This window comes from Azohydromonas caseinilytica (assembly GCF_012927045.1).
GTDB lineage: Bacteria > Pseudomonadota > Gammaproteobacteria > Burkholderiales > Burkholderiaceae_C > Azohydromonas > Azohydromonas caseinilytica.
In genome coordinates this window covers 1-19,275 of record NZ_JABBFW010000022.1, presented here as the reverse complement: position 1 = coordinate 19,275, position 19,275 = coordinate 1, and the positions used below count along the sequence as shown (strand labels likewise).

At 71.5% G+C, this 19,275-nt stretch carries 15 protein-coding genes; 6 read left to right on the top strand and 9 right to left on the bottom strand.

What is annotated here, in order from left to right:
- Positions 1-145: 145 nt before the first annotated feature.
- Positions 146-1,537: an esterase-like activity of phytase family protein gene (locus tag HHL10_RS22585; protein WP_235971726.1), complete on the top strand. Its 1,392-nt coding sequence runs from the start codon at positions 146-148 to the stop codon at positions 1,535-1,537.
- Positions 1,538-1,564: 27 nt separating this feature from the next.
- Here the strand turns inward: HHL10_RS22585 and zwf are convergent, their stop codons facing one another.
- The 6 genes from zwf to HHL10_RS22555 all read right to left on the bottom strand — a co-directional run bounded on the left by zwf (position 1,565) and on the right by HHL10_RS22555 (position 8,723).
- The gene (gene zwf / locus HHL10_RS22580) at positions 1,565-3,043 is read right to left on the bottom strand and encodes a glucose-6-phosphate dehydrogenase (RefSeq protein WP_169162662.1); all 1,479 of its coding nucleotides are present in this window, start codon (positions 3,041-3,043) and stop codon (positions 1,565-1,567) included.
- Positions 3,044-3,048: 5 nt separating this feature from the next.
- Positions 3,049-4,320 (bottom strand): carbohydrate porin, encoded by a 1,272-nt coding sequence (locus HHL10_RS22575; protein ID WP_169162661.1) that lies wholly within the window; start codon positions 4,318-4,320, stop codon positions 3,049-3,051.
- A 152-nt stretch (positions 4,321-4,472) separates the two neighbouring features.
- Positions 4,473-5,537, bottom strand: a complete 1,065-nt coding sequence (locus HHL10_RS22570; RefSeq protein WP_169162660.1) for an ABC transporter ATP-binding protein — start codon at positions 5,535-5,537, stop codon at positions 4,473-4,475.
- 5 nt (positions 5,538-5,542) lie between these two features.
- The gene (locus HHL10_RS22565) at positions 5,543-6,421 is read right to left on the bottom strand and encodes a carbohydrate ABC transporter permease (RefSeq protein WP_169162722.1); all 879 of its coding nucleotides are present in this window, start codon (positions 6,419-6,421) and stop codon (positions 5,543-5,545) included.
- Positions 6,422-6,456: 35 nt separating this feature from the next.
- Entirely contained in the window at positions 6,457-7,335 is an 879-nt protein-coding gene (locus tag HHL10_RS22560) for a carbohydrate ABC transporter permease (RefSeq protein ID WP_169162659.1), read from the bottom strand.
- Between the two features lie 125 nt (positions 7,336-7,460).
- Positions 7,461-8,723 (bottom strand): ABC transporter substrate-binding protein, encoded by a 1,263-nt coding sequence (locus HHL10_RS22555; RefSeq protein ID WP_169162658.1) that lies wholly within the window; start codon positions 8,721-8,723, stop codon positions 7,461-7,463.
- Positions 8,724-8,965: 242 nt separating this feature from the next.
- Here HHL10_RS22555 and HHL10_RS22550 point away from each other — a divergent pair, with 242 nt between their 5' ends.
- The 3 genes from HHL10_RS22550 to glk all read left to right on the top strand — a co-directional run bounded on the left by HHL10_RS22550 (position 8,966) and on the right by glk (position 12,375).
- Entirely contained in the window at positions 8,966-9,682 is a 717-nt protein-coding gene (locus HHL10_RS22550) for a response regulator transcription factor (RefSeq protein WP_169162657.1), read from the top strand.
- A gap of 40 nt (positions 9,683-9,722) precedes the next feature.
- Complete coding sequence (locus HHL10_RS22545) at positions 9,723-11,204, top strand: sensor histidine kinase (protein ID WP_310734653.1); 1,482 nt, start codon at positions 9,723-9,725, stop codon at positions 11,202-11,204.
- 115 nt (positions 11,205-11,319) lie between these two features.
- Positions 11,320-12,375, top strand: a complete 1,056-nt coding sequence (glk, locus tag HHL10_RS22540) for a glucokinase (protein ID WP_169162656.1) — start codon at positions 11,320-11,322, stop codon at positions 12,373-12,375.
- Positions 12,376-12,394: 19 nt separating this feature from the next.
- Here glk and HHL10_RS22535 read toward each other — a convergent pair whose 3' ends face one another.
- Together HHL10_RS22535 and HHL10_RS22530 are read right to left on the bottom strand one after the other, a co-directional pair.
- Positions 12,395-13,696 carry an NAD(P)/FAD-dependent oxidoreductase gene (locus HHL10_RS22535; protein ID WP_310734657.1) on the bottom strand — a complete coding sequence of 434 codons (1,302 nt, stop codon included), beginning with the start codon at positions 13,694-13,696 and terminating at the stop codon, positions 12,395-12,397.
- Positions 13,697-14,025: 329 nt separating this feature from the next.
- Positions 14,026-15,576 (bottom strand): methyl-accepting chemotaxis protein, encoded by a 1,551-nt coding sequence (locus HHL10_RS22530; RefSeq protein WP_169162655.1) that lies wholly within the window; start codon positions 15,574-15,576, stop codon positions 14,026-14,028.
- Between the two features lie 334 nt (positions 15,577-15,910).
- On the opposite strand from HHL10_RS22530, the gene HHL10_RS22525 reads away from it, so the two are divergent.
- Together HHL10_RS22525 and HHL10_RS22520 are read left to right on the top strand one after the other, a co-directional pair.
- The gene (locus tag HHL10_RS22525; protein ID WP_169162654.1) at positions 15,911-16,438 is read left to right on the top strand and encodes a histidine phosphatase family protein; all 528 of its coding nucleotides are present in this window, start codon (positions 15,911-15,913) and stop codon (positions 16,436-16,438) included.
- Between the two features lie 73 nt (positions 16,439-16,511).
- Complete coding sequence (locus tag HHL10_RS22520) at positions 16,512-18,020, top strand: CYTH and CHAD domain-containing protein (protein WP_310734652.1); 1,509 nt, start codon at positions 16,512-16,514, stop codon at positions 18,018-18,020.
- A gap of 9 nt (positions 18,021-18,029) precedes the next feature.
- Here the strand turns inward: HHL10_RS22520 and HHL10_RS22515 are convergent, their stop codons facing one another.
- A complete protein-coding gene (locus HHL10_RS22515) occupies positions 18,030-19,145 on the bottom strand; it encodes a transporter (RefSeq protein WP_169162653.1) in 1,116 nt (371 codons plus the stop codon).
- Positions 19,146-19,275 lie beyond the last annotated feature (130 nt).

Genomic DNA, 19,275 nt, shown 5'->3' with positions numbered 1-19,275 from the left:
AACCCGGTTCGCGCCGTGCACAGCACCGTGCTTCGGCTGTCCGATTTCGGCAGTTGGCCCTGCCAATCGGTGATCACGCTCCACCCACGGCGGCGCTCACGCACGCTGTCACGCGCCTGCCATGGACGCCGGCGAGCATGCGCGCATGATCACCTCGCCTCTCAAGCATCTGATGCCCATGCGCTCCCTGGTCTGTGCCACGACCGCGCTGCTGGCCCTGTCCGCCACCGCGCAGGACGACCGCACGCCGCAGCCGCGCGAGTTCCCTGCCACGCTGGCCGGCCATGCGCTGCTGCCCGCGCGCAGCTTCATCGCCGCGCCCAAGGATGGGCCGGCCGACCTGCACGTGAGCGGCAAGTTCACCACCGGCCAACGCGTGGAGGCCCTGAGCACGGTGGAGGGCACTTCGGCCGGGCGGCCCACCGGCGTGGCACTGCCCTTCCAGGGCCAGCCGGCGCAGGGGCACTCGGGCATCAAGCACATGGCGGACGGCAGCTATTGGCTGCTCACCGACAACGGCTTCGGCGCCAAGGCCAACTCGGCCGACGCGATGCTGTTCCTCAACCACTACCGAGTGGACTTCAAGCAGGGCCGCCTCACGCGGCTGCAGACCGTCTTCCTGCACGACCCGGACAAGAAGGTCCCGTTCCGCATCGTTCACGAGGGCACGAAGCGGCGCTATCTCACCGGCGCCGACTTCGACCCCGAGAGCTTTCAGTTTGCCGGCGGCGCGCTGTGGATCGGCGACGAATTCGGGCCGTACCTGATCAAGGCGGACCTGAGCGGCAAGGTGCTGGCAGTGTTCGACACCCTGGTGGACGGCAAGCCTATCCGCTCACCCGACCATCCAGCAGTGACCACGCCGCCCACACCCGACGGCAAAGTGACATTCCAGCTGCGCCGCTCCAAGGGCTTCGAGGGCATGGCGGCCTCGCCCGACGGCGGCAAGCTCTATGCTCTGCTCGAAGGCCCGCTCTGGGACGAGTCCAGCAGCGCCTATGAGACCCTGGACGGCAAGACCGTGCTGCGCGTGCTGGAGTTCGACGTCAAGGCCGGGCGGTGGACGGGCCGCCACTGGAAGTACCCGCTGGAGGACGGCCAGCACGCCATCGGCGACTTCAACATGATCGACGCCACCACCGGCCTGGTCATCGAGCGCGACAACGGCGAGGGCATCGCTGACAAGGCCTGCCCGGAAGGCACCCGGCGCAACGACTGCTTCCACGACCGGGCCCGGTTCAAGCGCGTCTACAAGGTGGAGCTGAGCGACGCCAACGCCGGCGGCGTGCTGCGCAAGGTGGGCTACATCGACCTGCTCAAGATCGCCGACCCGCGCCGCCTGGCGCGCAAGCCGCTCACCGACGGCGTGCTGGCCTTCCCCTTCTTCACCATCGAGAACGTGGACGTGGCCGATGCGCGCCACATCGTGGTGGGCAACGACAACAACCTGCCGTTCTCCAGCAGCCGCGAGCCCAACCGGGCCGACGACAACGAGTTGATATTGCTGGAGGTGGGGGAGCTGCTCGGCGCGCGCTGAAGTCCGGCTGGCCGGGGCACGGCGCCCTCACTGCTCCTCGGCCCAGCTGAACCCGTCTCTGGCCACCAGCGCGCTGGCGCCGGCCGGGCCCCAGCTGCCCGCGGCGTAGGGGCGCGGGCCCAGCCCGGCGGCGTCGTCCTCGCGCCAGGCCTGCAGCACGGGCTCGACCCAGCGCCAGGCCTCCTCCTGCTCGTCGCTGCGCACGAACAGGTTGAGCCGGCCGTGGATGGCCTCCAGCAGCAGCCGCTCGTAGGCGCCGACGCGGTCCTCGAGGAAGGCCTTGTCGAAGTCCAGGTCCAGGCTCACCGGCGCCAGCGTCTCCAAGCCCGAAGCGCCCTTGGCGGCGAGCAGGTGCAGCTCCAGCCCGTCCTCGGGCTGCAACTTGATGACGAGCTTGTTGGCCGGGTGCGGGCCCGGAAAGATCGGGTGCGGCACGGCGCGGAAGTTCACGACGATGTACGCGCTGCCCGCGGCCAGGCGCTTGCCGGTGCGCAGGTAGAAGGGCACGCCGGCCCAGCGCCAGTTCCGCACCTCGGTGCGCAGCGCCACGAAGGTTTCGCACCTGCTGTGCGCGGGCACGCTGCCCTCCTCGGTGTAGCCGGGCACGGCGCGGCCCTGGCACACGCCGGCGCGGTACTGGCCGCGCACCACGTCGCGCCGGGCGCTGTGGGCGTCAAAAGGCTTGAGCGCCTGCAGCACCTTGAGCTTTTCGTTGCGGATGGCATCGGCCTCGTGGCGCGCCGGGGGCTCCATCGCGATCATGGTCAGCAGCTGCAGCGCGTGGTTCTGGACCATGTCCCGCAAAGCGCCGGTGCGGTCGTAGAAGTCGCCGCGCGTGCCCACGCCCAGCGACTCGGCCAGCGTGATCTCGATGCTGGCAATGCTCTCGCGCCGCCACAGCGGCTCGAACAGCGCGTTGCCGAAGCGCAGCGCGGTGAGGTTCTGCACCGCGGACTTGCCCAGGTAGTGGTCGATGCGCAGCGCCTGGCTCTCGCTGAACACGGCGCCCACGGCGCGGTTGATGGCGCGCGCGCTCTCCAGGTCGTGGCCCAGGGGCTTTTCCAGCACCACGCGCACCTCGGGACCGTTGAGGCCCACGGCGCCCAACTGCTCGCAGATCTGCGGGAACAGGTGCGGGCTGGTGGCCAGGTACAGCACCACGGTGTCGGCCGCGGCGGCGCGGCCTTCCTCTGCCTTGGGCTGCTTGAGCCAGCGCTGCAGGCGCCGGTAGTGCGCGGGCTGCGTCAGGTCCAGCTGCAGGTAGTGCAGTTGCGCGGCGAAGTCGCTGAAGGCCTCGGCCGAGGGCCGTGTCGGGCCGGACAGGTCGTTGAAGCGCTGCTGCAGCCAGTCGCGGTAGCCGGCCGCGTCCAGGGCGTTGCGGCCGACGGCCAGGATGCGCCCGCCCGCGGGCAGCTTGCCGTGGCGCCAGGCCTGGAACAGCGCCGGCATGAGCTTGCGCCAGGCCAGGTCGCCGGTGCCGCCGAAGAGGACCAGATCGAAGGACATGGCGCTCACCACCAGGCTTCGAGCTGCACGCCGAACAGCGTGGCCGAGGTGCGTCCGCCGGCGCCGAAGGAGCCGGCATTGGCCGCGGCAGCCGCGTCGTTCCAGTTCACACGCGTGGCGTAGAAGCGCAGCTCCGGGCGCGAGAACAGGTCCGGTCCCAGCGACAGCGTCGGCGCGATGGTGAACTTGTGCAGGCGCTGGCGCGGCTGGCCGTCAATGTCGCGGCTGGTCGTGCCGGCATCAAGCAGCAGCTTCACGTGGTCGGTGAAGGCCCAGGACACCCGGCCGCCAATGGACACGTCCTTGGTGACGGTGCCGTTGCTGGGCCCGCCGTCGGCCTTGGCATGCTGGTAGGCCAGGATGGTCTGGCCGCCGAAGCGGCCCGATTGCCAGCTCAACGAGTCCACCACGCGCCAGGCCTTCTGGCCCGGATTCGGCGTGGGCGCACTGGTCACGGGCGTGACCACGCCGCCGGGGCCGACGATCAGGCTGGTGCTGCCGGCGCTGTCCAGGCCGTAGAACTGGCCGTTGAGCCCGGCGTGGCCGCGGGCCGCCTGCACGAACAGGGCGTGCTTCAGCCCCGGCGTCAGGAAGTCGGCCTGGTTGTGCACCAGCGACAGGCCGGCGCCGTCCTTGCCGTAGGCGAAGTCGCCGCGCACGAAGGTGCCGGTCATGCGCAGCGTGCCGCCAGGATTGGTGGCGATGTCGTAGACGTCGATGTTGAGGCGGCGCGCGCGGTTGGGGTCGGACGCCTTGTTGTCGATGCTGTCGCCCGTGAACAGGCCCACGCCCAGCTTGACCGGCCCGATCTTCCAGTCGGTGAAGCCCACGCCGAAGTTGTCGCCGTAGTCGGCGAAGAACTTGTCCACGATGTGCACGTCTTGCAGGCGCAGGCGGCGCTGCCCACCCCAGAACACCGCCTCGGGCGCGAAGGACAGGCCCGAGAAGGTGGCGTAGGCCTCGGCCGTGCTGCTGTCGCCGTCCCAGACGATGGGCATGTAGTAGGCGCCAAACTTCAGCCCGTTGCCGGCCTCAAACTGCTTGCCGATGCCGAACTCGATGCCGTTGTCGCCCTCGTTGCCCAGGCGGAACTTCTGCGCGTCGCCGCCCAGGGTGTAGCCGCCGCGCGGCGCGTCGCCGTTGCTCGAATAGAAGCCGCCACGGGTGTAGCCGTAGAGCTCGACACCGCCAACTTCCGCGGCCTGCGCCGCCAGGCCCGCCAGGGCCGCCGCGGCGATGGCGAGCGGGCGCAGGCGCGGGTGGTGAATGGCTTTCATGCTGTGGTCTCCTCTCTCTGTGTGAATGGACGCGGGGGTCCTCTTCCCGGCCGGTGGCGCGGAAGTTCTTCTTGGGCGAAGCCCATCCCGCCACGGCGCGCGGCCGTGGGAGAAGGCGTCCATGGGGATGCGCCGCGCGGCGGCGCGGGCGCTCAGGCCACGCGGGCTTCGGTGCGCGCGTCGAACAGGTGCGCGTGCTGCGGCTGCCAGCGCAGATGCACGTTCTCGCCGACACCGGCGTGCAGCACGCCGGGCACGCGCGCGGTGAGCTGGCCCAGCGGCGTGTCCACCGTGACGTAGGTGTCGGGGCCGGTGGGCTCGATGATGGCCAGGCGGCCCGGCACGCCGTTGTCGGCCAGGCTCAGGTGCTCGGGGCGCAGGCCGTAGAGCAGGTTATTGGCGCCGGCGCGCAGCGCTGAGCGCTGCGCCTCGGTGGTGGGCAGCTCGATGCTGCCGGCGACCGGCCCGGCGACGCCGCGCGAGGCCGCCACCATGTTCATCACCGGCGAGCCGATGAACTCGGCCACGAAGCGGTTCACGGGCCGGGCGTAGATGTCCTCGGGCGTGCCGAACTGCTGTACCACGCCGTCCTTCATCACCGCGATGCGGTCGCCCAGCGTCATGGCCTCGACCTGGTCGTGCGTGACGTACACCGTGGTCGTGCGCGTGCGCTGGTGCAGCAGCTTAATCTCGGCACGCATCTCCACGCGCAGCTTGGCGTCGAGGTTGGACAGCGGCTCGTCGAAGAGGAAGAGCTTGGGGTTGCGCGCCAGCGCCCGGCCCATGGCCACGCGCTGGCGCTGGCCGCCGGAGAGCTGGCCGGGCTTGCGGTCCAGCAGGTGGCCGATCTGCAGCATCTTCGCCACGCGCTCCACCGCGGCCTCACGCTCGGCCTTGGGCACCTTGCGGATCTCCAGGCCGAAGGCGATGTTCTGTGCCACGGTCATGTTCGGGTAGAGCGCGTAGCTCTGGAACACCATGGCGATGTCGCGGTCCTTGCTGGGCAGGTGCGTGACGTCGCGCTCGCCGATGTGGATGCTGCCGGCCGTGGGCGTGTCCAGGCCCGCGATCATGCTCAGCAGCGTGGACTTGCCGCAGCCCGAGGGGCCGACCAGGATCAGGAACTCGCCGGCGTCGATGTCGATGTCGATGCCCTTGAGGATGCGGATGTTGCCCGCGTAGGTCTTCTCGACCTGGCGAATGGAAAGTGCGCCCATGATGTTCAGCCTTTCACCGCGCCGGCCGTGAGGCCGCGCACGAAGTACTTGCCCGCGATGACGTAGACCAGCAGCGTCGGCAGCGCGGCAATGAGCGCGGCAGCCATGTCCACGTTGTATTCCTTGACCGAGCTGGAGGTGTTGACCAGGTTGTTGAGGCCCACCGTGATGGGCTTGCTGTCGGCGCCGGAGAACACGACGCCATAGAGAAAGTCGTTCCAGATCTGCGTGAACTGCCAGATCAGCGTCACGACCAGGATCGGCGTGCTCAACGGCAGCACGATGCGCCTGAAGATCTGCCAGAACGAGGCGCCATCGAGCATGGCGGCCTTGATGAGCTCGTCGGGCAGGCCGACGTAGTAGTTGCGGAAGAACAGGGTGGTGGAGGGCAGGCCGGCGAGCACGTGCACCAGCACCAGGCCGCTGATCGAGCTGGCCAGGCCCAGCCAGCCCAGCACCTGGCTCATCGGCAGCAGCACCACCTGCATCGGCATGAACACGCCGAACAGCATCAGCGCGAACATCAGCTCGCTGCCGCGGAAGCGCCACTTGCTCAGCACGTAGCCGTTGAGCGCGCCGATGGCGGTGGAGATCAGCACCGCCGGCACCACCAGCAGCACCGAGTTCATGAAGAAGGGCCGCAGGCCGTTGCAGTCGGTGCCGGTGCAGGCGCTGCTCCAGGCCCGCGACCAGGCTTCCAGGCTCGGGCTGGTGGGCAGCGACAGCAGGCTGCCCTCGCGGATCTGCGCCATGTCCTTGAGCGAGGTCACCACCATCACGTACAGCGGCGCCAGGAACCAGGCGGCAAACAGCAGCAGGGCGCCCCACAGCACGAGGCGGTGCAGGTGCAGACGCCGCGGCTTCACGGCGGGGGCGGCGGACAGGCGGGCGTGCGGCAGTCCGGCGGCGAGCGGGCGGGTCATCGCTTGCTCCTGAGTTCGGAGTAGAGGTAGGGCACGACGATGGCGGCCACGGTGGCCAGCATCACGGTGGCGCTGGCGGCGCCCAGGCCGATCTGGCCTCGGGTGAAGGCCATCGCGTACATGAAGGTGGCGGGCAGGTCGGTCGCATAGCCGGGGCCGCCGGCGGTGAGCGCCATCACCAGGTCGAAACTCTTGATGGCGAGGTGGCTGACCACCATCAGGGTGCTGAAGAACACCGGGCGCAGGCTGGGGACGATGATGCGCAGGTAGATGCGCGGCAGCGTGGCGCCGTCGACCTGCGCGGCCTTGATGATGGAGTCGTCGATACCGCGCAGCGCCGCCAGGAACAGCGCCATCACGAAGCCCGCGGCCTGCCACACGCCGGCGATGGCGATGCAGTAGATGGCCTTGTCCGGGTCCACCAGCCAGCCGAAGCTGAAGTCCTCGAAGCCCCACTGCTGCACCAGGTGCTCCAGGCCCAGCCCCGGATTGAGCATCCACTTCCAGGCCGTGCCGGTGACGATGAAGGAGATCGCCATCGGGTACAGGTAGACGGTGCGCAGCACGCCCTCGGCCCGCACCTTCTGGTCCAGCAGGATGGCCAGCAGCAGCCCCAGCCCCATGGCGCCGCCGATGAAGAGCGTGCCGAACAGCGCCATGTTGGACAGCGCCACGCGGAAGCGCTCGTTGGCGAACAGGGCGATGTACTGGTCGAAGCCGACGAATTCGTAGTTGGGCAGCAGCCGCGAGGCGGTCAGCGACAAGTACCCGTTCCAGGCCATGAAGCCATAGATGAAGATGAAGCAGAGCACGAACCCAGGGGCCACGACGAGCTTGGGCAGCCAGGGTGTTCGCAGGGTCGAGGGAGCGGACATGTCGGTCCTTTCGCCAGGCGTGAGCAGGCCTCACCCGTCGCGCGCGGCGCGGGGTCCGGGAGCCGCGAGTGCGGCCGGGTGAGGAGCGGGAGAGCGGGCCGGGGCGGCGCGGGGCCGCCGCGGCTTCAGCTGGCCTTGGCGGCCGAGACGAGGCGCGTCATGGCGTCCTTGGCCGTCATGCGCTCGTTGTTCCAGAACTGGCTGATGACGTCCTTGATGGCGCCTTCCACCGCCGCCGGCACGGCCATGCCGTGGGCGATGCTGGGCACCAGCGTGCCGGCCTGGGCGCTGGCGGCGAAATCCTTGGCCGAGGCCTTGGCGCAGTCGTCGAACTTCGACAGGTCCATGTTCATGCGCACCGGGATGGAGCCCTTGTTGAGATTGAAGGTCTCCTGGAACTGCGGCGACATCACGGCCGCGGCGAGGTCCTTCTGCGCCTTGACCTTGTCCTCGCCCTTGACCTTGAACATGGCCAGCGAATCGACGTTGAAGGTGAAGGCCGAGGCGCTGCCCGGCGCGGCGACGCAGACGAAATCCTTGCCCGGCTGCTTGCCCGCCGCCACGAACTCGCCCTTGGCCCAGTCGCCCATGATCTGCATGCCGGCCTCGCCCTTGACCACCATGCCGGTGGCCAGGTTCCAGTCGCGGCCCGGGGCGTTCTTGTCGGTGTAGGCCTTGACGCGGCGGAAGGTGGTGAGCACCTTCTCCATGGTCGCTCCGTTGAGCGCCGCGGGGTCGAGCTGCACCAGCGCCTTGCGGTAGAAGTCCACCCCGCCCAGGCCCAACGCCACGCTCTCGAACACGGTGAAGTCCTGCCAGTTCTGGCCGCCATGCGCCACCGGGATCACGCCGGCCTTCTTCAGCGCCTCGGCGGCGGCGAAGAACTCGTCCCAGTTGCCCGGCACCTTGGCGCCGGCCTTGCGGAACACCTCCGGGTTGGCATAGAGCCAGTTGACGCGGTGCACGTTCAGCGGCGCGGCGATGTAGCTGCCCTTGTACTTCATGACGTCGCTGATCGGCCTAGGCAGCAGGCTGTCCCACTTCTCGGCCTTGGCGACGTCATCGATGCTCGCCAGCACGCCCTCGGCGGCCCATTCCTGCAGCGACGGGCCCTTGATCTGCGCCGCGGCCGGCGCATTGCCCGAGACCACGCGCGACTTCAGCACCGTCATGGCCGAGTCGCCGCCGCCGCCCGCCACCGCGAAGTCGCGCCAAGTGTGGCCCTTGGCCTGCAGCGTGGCCTTCAGCGCCGCGGCGGCCTTGGCCTCGCCGCCGCTGGTCCAGTAATGCAGCACCTCGACCTCGCCGGCCTGCGCCGCGCCGGCCAGGACAGTGGTTGCGGCGGCAGCCAGCAGGGCGCGCGCGAGCTTCGGGCGGGACTTGTTCATGCTCTTGTCTCCTGGAGAGTGCCGGGCCCGGCCCGGCTTGATGATCCTGTCGGCAGAACGCCTGGCCATCCATGCATTCCACCGCCTGCGCCGACGGCCTTGACAAGCCATCGGTTGCGATGGAATGGAATATTAATGTTGCGTTAAGACATTAATATGCGGTTAAACCCTGTCTTGCACCACCGCAGAGGAAACGGGACACGGGCGGCGTTAAGGGTTGAAGACACCGTTAAGCTTCGGCCATGCGACTCCTGCTTGCGGAAGACGATGCCCTGTTGGCCGACGCGCTCTCGACCCAGCTGCGCCAGGCCGGCTTCGAGGTCGAACACGTGGAGAACGGGGCGGTGGCCGAGTACCTGCTGCTGCGCCAGTCCTTTGACCTGGCGATCCTCGACCTGGGCCTGCCCATGCTCGACGGCCTGAGCGTGCTCAAGCGCGTGCACGCGGCCAAGCCGGGCTTCCCGATCCTGGTGCTCACCGCGCTGGACGACCTGGAAAGCCGCGTCACCACGCTCAACGCCGGCGCCGACGACTACCTCACGAAGCCCTTCGACTTCCCGGAGCTGGAGGCGCGGCTGCGCGTGCTGCTGCGGCGCGCGCAGACGGCGCAGCCGGCCCACGGCGGGGGAGCCTCGTCCAGCACGCTGGGCCGCCTGGTGCTGGAGCCGCAGGCCCGGCGCGCCAGCGTGGCCGGCGAGGCGCTGGAGCTCAGCCCGCGCGAATGGACGCTGCTGGAGCTGTTGAGCACGCAGCGGGACCAGGTCGTGACCAAGGAGCAGATCAACCAGGCCTGGAGCGGCGAGGGCGATGCCGCCGGCGCCGCGGGGGCCGGCGGCGGCAACTCCATCGAGGTCTACATCCACCGCCTGCGCCGCAAGCTCGAAGGCTCGGGGCTGAGCATCCGCACCGTGCGCGGCCTGGGCTACCTGCTCGAAACCGGGGACGCGGCGCGCGGCTGAGGCCCCGCCCGCGCCACGTGAGCCGCGCCGGAGCGCCAGGGTGCCGTCCCGCCTGACCCGGATGCTGCGCGGCGTGGGCGCCGGCGGCCTGTCGCTGCAGCGCCAGCTGCTGCTGTGGCTGCTGCTGCCCCAGCTGGTGCTGTGGCTGGCCGGGGGCTTCGCCACCTACCGCCTGGCCGCCGGCTACGCCAACCGCGCCATCGACGACAGCCTGTCGCAGGCCTCGCGCGCGCTGGCGCGGCAGATCAAGCCGTTGGAGAGCGGCCTGCTCATCGACTTCCCGCGCGCCGCGCAGGACGTGCTGGAGGCCGACCCCGAGGATCGGCTCTACTACATGGTCAGCACGCCGCCGGGCCGGTTCATCCTGGGCAGCCGCACGCTGCCGCCGCCGCCGGCCATCGCGCAGCCGCGGCTGAACGTGCCGTACTTCTACGACGGCAGCATGGCCGTCGCCGAGGCGGACCAGGAGCTGCCGCGGCAGCAGCGCGTGCGCGTGGCGGCGCTGTACCTCGCCTACGGCGGCGCGGACAGTGCGCGCCAGCTGCTGCTGGTGCAGGTGGCGCGCAGCAGCGCCAACCGCGAGGAGCTGGCGCGCGGCATCCTGGTGGACACGCTGCTGCCGCTGTCCGGGCTGATCGTGCTGATGACCATGATCGTGTGGGCCGGCATCCGCGCCGGCCTGGCGCCGCTGGCGCGGCTGCGGCGCGAGGTGGAGAACCGCGCGCCCACCGACCTGGCGCCGCTGCACATCGAGCAGGCGCCGCGCGAGCTGCAGTCGCTGGCGCGCGCGCTCAACGAGCTGCTGGGCGCGGCGCGGCGCAACGTGGCGGCGCAGAAACGCTTCATCGGCGACGCCGCCCACCAGCTGCGCACGCCGCTGGCCGGGCTCAAGAGCCAGACCGAGCTGGCGCTGCAGGGCTGCGCCGATGCCGAGCTGCGCGCGCGGCTCGAGCGCGTACACCAGAGCGCCACGCGCAGCGCGCACCTGGTCAACCAACTGCTGACGCTGGCGCGCGCCGAGCCCGAATCGGCCCTGGTGCAGGATCGCAGCCCCGTGGACCTGCGCCAGCTCGCGCGCGAGCTCACCGCCGAGATGGTCCCGCGCGCGCTGCGCGCCGGCGTGGACCTGGGCCTGGACGAGAGTGAGGCCGAAGGGGACGCCGGTACCGTGCCGGTGCGCGCCAACGGGCTGCTGCTGCGCGAGGCGCTGAGCAACCTGATCGACAACGCCATCCGCTACGCCGGCCGCGGCGCCGAAGTGACGCTGCGCGCACGGCGCGAAGGCATGCAGGCCGTGGTGGAGGTGGAAGACAACGGCCCCGGCATCCCCGTGACGGAGCGCGAGCGCGTCTTCGAGCGCTTCGTGCGCGGCACGCACGGCGGCGACGGCTGCGGCCTGGGCCTGGCCATCGTCAGGGAGATCGTGGAGCGCCACGCCGGCACGGCCAGCCTGGAGGACGGCGCCGCGGGCGGGCTGCGCGTGGTGCTGCGGCTGCCGCTGGATCTGGCTGCTGCGGCCTGAAAGCGCTCCCGCCGATGCCGGCGCTGCGGGTTTAACCCGTGTTCATTTATTAATGACTCATTAATACTCATTGCATCACTGTCATGCTGCCGCGTGCGAGTGCGGCCCCGTTCCGATGCACCACCTGCCCCCGGCCCCGCAGCCCGAGGCCGCCGCGGCGGCCCAGCCCGCCCCGCTGTCCGACCCCACTGCCCTGCGCCTCGTCGGCGACATCGGCGGCACGCATGCGCGCTTCGCGCTGGTCCGGGGGCCGCAGGGCCGGCCGGCGGCGCAGCACACACTGTCCACCGGCGCGTATCCCGACCTGGCCTCGGCCGTGGCGGCCTACCTGCAAGCCGTCGGGGCCCGGCCGGTCGAGGCGGCCATCGCCATCGCCTGCGCCATCGAGGGCGACGAGCTGCGCATGACCAACAACCGCTGGCAGTTCTCCGTCGAAGCGACGCGGCGCCGCCTGGGCCTGCAGCGGCTGCTGATGCTCAACGACTGGGAAGCCATGGCCTACGCGGTGCCGGCCTTCCAGCCGCCGGACCTGCTGCACCTGGGCGGCGGCGCGCCCGTGGCCGGCGCGCCTTGCGCGCTGCTCGGTCCCGGCACCGGGCTGGGCGTGTCCTCGCTGGTGCGCTCGCGCGGCGGCGAGTGGGTTGCCATCGCCGGGGAGGGAGGCCATGTCAGCGTCGCGCCCGGCAACGAGCGCGAGGCGGACATCCTGCGCGTGCTGTGGACGGAGCACGCGCATGTGTCGGCCGAACGGCTGGTGTCGGGCATGGGGCTGGAGAACCTGTACCGCGCCATCGCCCGGCTCGACGGCGTGGCGCCGCAGCCGCTGGCCGCCGCCGAGGTGTGCGCTCGCGCCCTGGCGCGCGCGGACGCGCAATGCGAGGAGGCCCTGCTGAGCTTCTGCAGCCTGCTGGGCAACGTCGCGGGCAACCTGGCGCTGACGCTGGGCGCGCGCGGCGGGGTGTACTTCGGCGGCGGCATCCTGGGCCGCATCGGTGCCGATTACCTGCTGGAGCGCTCGCCGCTGCGCCGCAGCTTCGAGGCCAAGGGCCGCTTCGCGCCGTACCTGCAACGCGTGCCGACGTACCTGATCCGGGCCGAGCAGCCGGCGCTGCTGGGCGCGGCCATCGCGCTGGGCGTGCAGCCCGGCGAGGCGGGGCCGGACAAGGACTGAACGGGGCCGCGCCCGCCGCTCAATGCAGCTTCACGCGCGGCACCGTGCGCCGCGCCAGGAAGCGCGAGGCGGTGCCGAGCGAGGTCTTCCACAGGCCGTGCAGCGCCAGCTCGTGCATCTTGTAGAGCGACTGGTACATCCAGCGCGCGAACAGGCCCTCGATCCAGAAGTTGCCGCCCACGAGCTGGCCCATGAGGTTGCCCACCGTGGTGTAGGTGCCCAGCGACACCAGCGAGCCGAAGTCGCGGTAGCGCCAGGGCTGCAGCGGCTGGCCGCGCAGGCGCCGGCGCATCTGCTTGACCAGATGCGCGGCCTGCTGGTGCGCCGCCTGCGCGCGCGGCGGCACGGTCTTGCCCTCGTGGCCCAGCCAGGGCACCTCGGCGCAGTCGCCGATGGCGAAGACGGTGTCATCCAGCGTGGTCTGCAGCGTGGGACGCGCGCGCAGCTGGTTGATGCGGTTCACCTCCAGCCCGTCGAGGCGGGAGAGGAAGTCCGGCGCCTTCACGCCCGCGGCCCAGACGACGAGCTCCGCCGGGATGGTTTCGCCGCTGGCGAGCTGCACGCCGTTGGGCGTCACGGCCGTGACCTTGGCGTTGGTGCGCACGCGCACGTGCAGCTTTTCCAGCAGCTGCCGCGCCGACACCGACATGCGCTCCGGCAGCGCCGCCAGGATGCGCGGGCCGGCCTCGACCAGGTTGATGCGGATGTCGCGCTCGGGGTCGATGCGGTCCAGCCCGTAGGACACCAGCGTGCGCGTGGTGTGGTGCAGCTCGGCGGCCAGCTCCACCCCGGTGGCACCGGCGCCGATGATCGCCACGTGCAGCTGCTCGGGCCGCAACGGCGCCGCCTGCGCGTGCGCGCGCAGGCAGGCGTTGACCAGGCGGCGGTGGAAGCGCTCGGCCTGCGCCGGCGTCTCCAGCAGCAGCGCGTGCTCCTGCACCCCGGGCGTGCCGAAGTCGTTGTTGAGGCTGCCCACGGCGATGACCAGCGTGTCGTAGGGAAAGATGCGCTCCGCCGTGACCTGCTCGCCCTCGTCGAAGTCGATGTAGGGCGCCACGTGCACCTCGCGCCGCGTGCGGTCCAGCCCCGTCATCTCGCCGATGCGGTAGCGGAAGCAGTGCCAGTGCGACTGCGCCAGGTAGTCCACGGCGTGGGTGTGCAGGTCCACGGTGCCGGCGGCAATCTCGTGCAGGTGCGGCTTCCAGAAGTGGGTGCGCGCCTTCTCGATGAGCGTGACCTGGGCCAGCCCGCGCTTGCCCAGCGTGTCGCCCAGCCGCGTGGCCAGCTCCAGGCCGCCGGCGCCGCCGCCGACGATGACGATGCGGTGCGGGGGGTGCGCGTCGTGGCCGGCCCGGGCGGTGCGGGCGGATGTGTCGGTGGAGGTATCGATGGCGGGACTCCGGTTGCAGCCTCGAACCCATCCTGGCGGGCCGAGCCCGCCGGGACACCGGGCCGCCGCGGCCCGCGGGCCGGGCGTCCCCAGGGCGGGGGTGAGCAGATGCCATGCCGCCACGCGGGCGGCGGCGCCACCAGCGGCCGCAAGCCGCCGTCATGGCGGACAGCCAAGCAGGGATGTCCGCGCTTGGCCCGCCCCTGCTGCCGCAGGGGCGGGCATGACGGGACGACGGCAATCCCGGTCAGACGGTCGGCTCAGGCCGCCGCCAGCTGAAAACGCCGGGCGATGCCTTCCAGCCGCTGCGCCTGCTCGCGCAGCGTCTCCGAGGTCGAGGCCGACTGCTGCACCAGCGCCGCGTTCTGCGCGGTGCTTTCCTCCACGTCGTTGACGTTGCCGCTGAGCTCCAGGATCTGGCCGCTCTGGCCGGCGGCGGCCTGCTGCAGCGTCTTCATGGCGGCGGCCACCTCGCGCACCGAGCCGATGATGCGTTCCATGCGGGCCCCGGCGTCGCGCGCGGCCTGGGTGCCCTGGCCGATGTGCTCCACCGACTCGCCCACCAGCGCGGCGATCTCGTCCGAGGCGCGGGACGCGCGCGCGGCCAGCTCGCCCACCTCCTGCGCCACCACCGAGAAGCCCCGGCCCTGCACCCCGGCGCGCGCGGCTTCCACCGCGGCATTGAGCGCCAGCAGCCGCGTCTGCAGCGCGATCTGGTGAATGGTGGTCGTGATCTCGCTGATGCGGCCGGCGCTGCGGTCGAGCTGCTCCATGGCGTGGGCCACGGCGGCCACGGCCTGGTTGCCGTCCTCGGCGGCCCGGGTGGCGGAGTGGGCCAGGCCGGTCACGGTGCTGGCCGTGGTCTCGGTCGCGGCCACGCTGCGGGCCAGCAGCTGCATCTCCGAGGCGGTGCGCTGCAGCTCGGCCGCGGTGCGGTCGGTGCGCAGCGACAGGTCGCCATTGCCGGCGGCGATCTGCGCGCTGGCCGTGGCCACCGCGTGGCTGGAGTGCTGCATGTGGTGCAGCATCTCGCGCAGGCTCGCCTGCATGGTGGCCATGGCCTGCAGCAGGTCGGCGCATTCCTGCGGGCCCGAGGGCTGGATGTGGTGCGAGAGGTCGCCTTGGGCCATGCGCCGCGCCTCGGCCACGGCGCGCGCCAGCGGCCGGCCCACGGCCCGCACCGACAGCCACGCCATCACGACGAAGACCGCCACCGCCGCCGCGCTGATGCCGAAGATGGCCAGCAGCCAGGCCTGCGAGCGCGCCAGCGTCTCGCTGCGGCGCGCCTCGCCCCGGGCCACCACCGCCGAGGACACCTTGCCCACGACCTGCGCGATGGCGGCGCTGTGCTCATGCGCACCGGACAGCGTCTGGAAAGCCTCGGTGGCGGTGACGATGCGGCCGTTGAGGGTGTCCTGGATCACCGCGCCGGCCGCGCTCTCGTAGGCGCCGAGCAGCGCCTCCAGCCGGTCCACGTCGGCTGCGTCGCCCCCGTTGCGCAGTTGCGGCAGGCTCTTGCGCGCCTCGCCCAGCGCCTCGCGCCAATGCGCCTGCGCAGCCTTGGCCACCGCCACGTCGTCGATGTTGATCAGCGCCTCGCTCTCGAAGCGCAGCATGTCGCCCACATGCTGGCGCAGCCCGGCCACGTCGGCCTGGGCCACGAACTCCGTGTCCGTGAAGTCCGTGAATTCCCGGTTCACGTCGCGCAGTGCCAAGGTCGCGGCGGAGCCCACGACCAGCAACGTCAGCGTGGAAGCGGCGGCACCGGCGATAAGGCGGGCGCGGATGGAGGTGCGGAATAAAGCGTTCATGGATCGAGTCGGGGTACACGAGCACCGCGGGCCGGTGCGGAACATCACGCCCGCGCGCCTGGAAGGCGCCCTGGCCGGCGTGGTGAGGTCGGCCACGGACCGGTCGCCATGACCGGCCGGCAGCAGGAGTCGGCGCCACCGTTGCCTTCGCATCGGCCGCAATGTTCGGGCAAACCCGGACACTTCCATCACATGTCGTTACGAACCACAAGGCCTTCCGGGGATGTCACAGAGCAGTCACGAAGGGCCGCTATCAATGGCAGTCCTGGCGCTGCGGCCCCGGCGGCGGGACGGCTCCAGGCGCGACGCTTGCCACACCCCGGGGGCCATGCCCATGCCACCCTGCATCCAGTTGATCCGCCATGCCGAGGAGCCCGATGCCTACGCGGACATCCGCGGCGTGGACGAGCGCGGCCACCCCGATAACGACGCGCTGTCGGTGCGCGGCTGGCAGCGCGCGGGTGCGCTGGTGCACCTGTTTGCGCCCGCAACCGGCTGGCCGTCACGGCCGCCGCTGGCCCGGCCCGCGGCGCTGTTTGCCGCCACCGACGCGGGCAAGAGCCGGCGCCCGTGGTGCACGCTGCAGCCCCTGGCGCAGCAGCTGAAGCTGCCCGTGGACGCGCGCTTCGGCTCCGAGGGCGACCCGTCCGCCTTGCTCGATGCGGTGCGGGCCTGCGACGGTCCTGTGCTGATCGCCTGGCGCCACCAGTCCATGGCCGACATCGCGCGGGCGCTGGCCGGCGAGCAGGCGCCACGCGCCTGGGACGCCGATCGCTACGACCTGGTGTGGGTCTTCGAGCCTCAGGAGTCGGCTTGGCGCTTCACCGAGCTGTCGCAGCGGCTGCTGGCCGGCGATCACTGAGGCGGCGGGCAGGGGCCTGCCGCAAACCAGGGGCTTTTCCGGGGCGCCGTCACGGCGCAGCAGGAGGATCAGCGTGCACGAGGTCGAACTGAAGCTGCAGGTCCCGGGCGAGGCGCGCGCCGCGCTGGAAGCGGCGCTGGACGTGGCCCACTGGCAGCGCACGGCGCTGGAGGCGCACTACTTCGACACCGCCGGGGGGCAGTTGGCGGCGCATGGCTTCTCCTGGCGGCTGCGCAAGGAGAACGGGCGCTGGAAGCAGACGCTCAAGGGCGATGGCGGCCACCTGCTGCAGCGCCTGGAGGACGAGCTGGAGGTCGAGGCCGAAGCCGGCCGCGCCGTGCCCCGGCCCGATGTGACACGGCACCGCGACAGCCCGGCCGGCCGGGCGCTGGCCGCGGCGCTGGGGGGCTCGCTGGACGACCTGTCCACGCTGGTGGTCGAGCAGTTCCACACCCGCATCGAGCGCCGCACGCGCCTGATGAACCACGGTGACGCGCAGGTCGAGGTGGCTTTCGATGCCGGCTCCGTCCACGCCAAGGGCCAGACGGCCCCAGTGTGCGAGCTGGAGCTGGAGCTCAAGGCCGGCGCTCCGGAAGGCCTGTTCGCGCTGGCGCGGCCCTGGGTGGCGGCGCACGGGCTGTGGCTGTCCACCATCTCCAAGTCGCAGCGCGGCGCCCTGCTGGCCGCGGGCCACACGCACGGCCCGGTGGTGAAGGCCGGCGTGCCGGCGCTGGACTGGTCCATGTCGCCGCCGGCGCTGCTGCGCGCCATCGTGGCGAGCTGCCTGGCGCAGATCCTGCCCAATGCCAGCGAGATCGCCGCGGGCAGCGTCGATGCCGACCACGTGCACCAGGCGCGCGTGGGCCTGCGCCGGCTGCGCACCGCGCTGCGCGAGCTCGGCGAGCTGGCCCCGGTGCTGGACCCTGAGCGGCAGGAGGTGCTGGCCACGGCCTTCTCGCGCCTGGGCGAGGTGCGCGACCAGGAGGCCGTGAGCCGCACCGTGCTGTCGCGCCTGGCCGAAGCCGGCGCCCCCGAGGAGCTGCAGTGGCCCAGGCCCGAAGGCGAGGTGCACCAGCCGGGACCGGCCGTGCGCGACGCCGCCTTCCAGGCCGTGCTGCTGGAACTGCTGGAGTTCTCGCTGAGCGAGCCGCCGCCGCAGCCCGGCTGCAAGCGGGACGGCGCCTGCCGCAAGGGGCTGCGCCGGCGCCTGGCCCGGCTGCACAAGCAGGTGGTGCACGACGGCGAGCGCTTCACCGAGCTCAGCGTCGAGCACCAGCACCGTGTGCGCAAGCGCCTCAAGCGGCTGCGCTACCTCAGCGAGTTCCTGTCCTCGCTGTACGGCACGCACGCGGTCGAGCGCTACGTCGAGGCGCTGCGCCCGGCGCAGGACGCGCTGGGCCTGCACAACGACGATGCCGTGGGCCTGGAAGCCTTCAATCGCGCCAAGGACACCCAGCCGCAGGCCTGGTTCGCCGTGGGCTGGCTCAGCGCCCAGCAGCGCGAGACCGCGCGCGAATGCCGGCGCGCGCTGCGCAAGGTGGCCGACGCGCCGAGGTTCTGGAAGAAGAAGGGCAAGCATTGAGGCCAGGCCTCAACGCGCGCGCCTGAGCCTGCGCACCACCATCAGTGCCAGCACCGCGGTGAAGGCCGTGATCAACGCCACCATGATCCAGAAGCCGTGGCCATGGCCGGCCAGCGGAATGCCGCCCACGTTCATGCCCATCAGGCCCGCGGCCAGGTTGATGGGCAGCGCCAGCACCGTGACCATGGTCAGCGTGAACAGGCTGCGGTTGTTCTGCTCGGCCACGTGCGTGGCGGTCTCGTCCTGCAGCAGCTTGATGCGCTCCTGCAGCGCCAGCACGTCGCGCAGCACCACGGCGAAATCCTCGCCGGCATGGCGCAGCAGCTCGCGCTCCTCGGCCGACATCCAGCGCGGCGGCGCTGACAGCAGGCGCAGCAGCGCGGTGGGCTCGGGCGCCAGCAGCCGTTGCAGCCGCACCGTCAGCCGCCGCAGCCGTGCCAGCTCGCCGGCGTGGCGCGGGCCGCGGTGCGCCAGCAGCTCGTCCTCGATCTCGTCCACGCGGTCGGCGGCGGCGCGGTGGATGCGCTGCAGCTCGTCGGCCTGGTCGCCCAGCAGTTGCTCCAGCAACGCCACGGTGGAGGCGACGGGCTCGCCGCGGTTGACGTCCGCGCGCAGCCGGTCCACCGCGCGCAGCGGCTGGCGCCGCGCGCTCACCACCAGCCGCGGCCCCAGGTGCACCCACAGCGTGGCCACGTCGTTGGGATCGAAGGAGAAGTCGAAAGTGACGTCGTTGAGCACGGCCAGCAGGTTGTGGCCGTCGCGCTCGATGCGCGTGGAGCGCGAGCCCAGCGCGTGCAGCGCCTCGAACCAGCTTTCCGGCAGCCCGGCATGCGCGCGCAGCCAGGGCAGGGCCTTGGCATGCGAGAGGTTGAAGTGCAGCCAGACGAAGCCTTCGCCGGCCTCGCCTGCCGGGCGCTGGAGCCAGGGCAGCGCCTCCTCGCTGCCCAGCGGCACGCCGGGCTGGCCCGGCATGAAGCGGTAGCCGCACACCAGCCCGTTGGCGTCGGTGCCGTAGCCGGCCAGGGCCTGGCGGTACAGCAGCTCAGGGCGGGGCAGGGCGCGGGCGGCGGGATGGAAGGGCGCTTGGCCTGTCGCGGCCTCGCTGCCGCTGCCCTCCGGCGCCATGCGCTCAGCTCGACTTTGGCCATCACGCGGCATAGCAAGCCGCCTCGTGCAGGCGGCGGAACACACTGCGCGGGACTTTGATGATGTCGCGTTCGCGCCGGGACGTTGCTAAACCGATGGCCCGCCACCA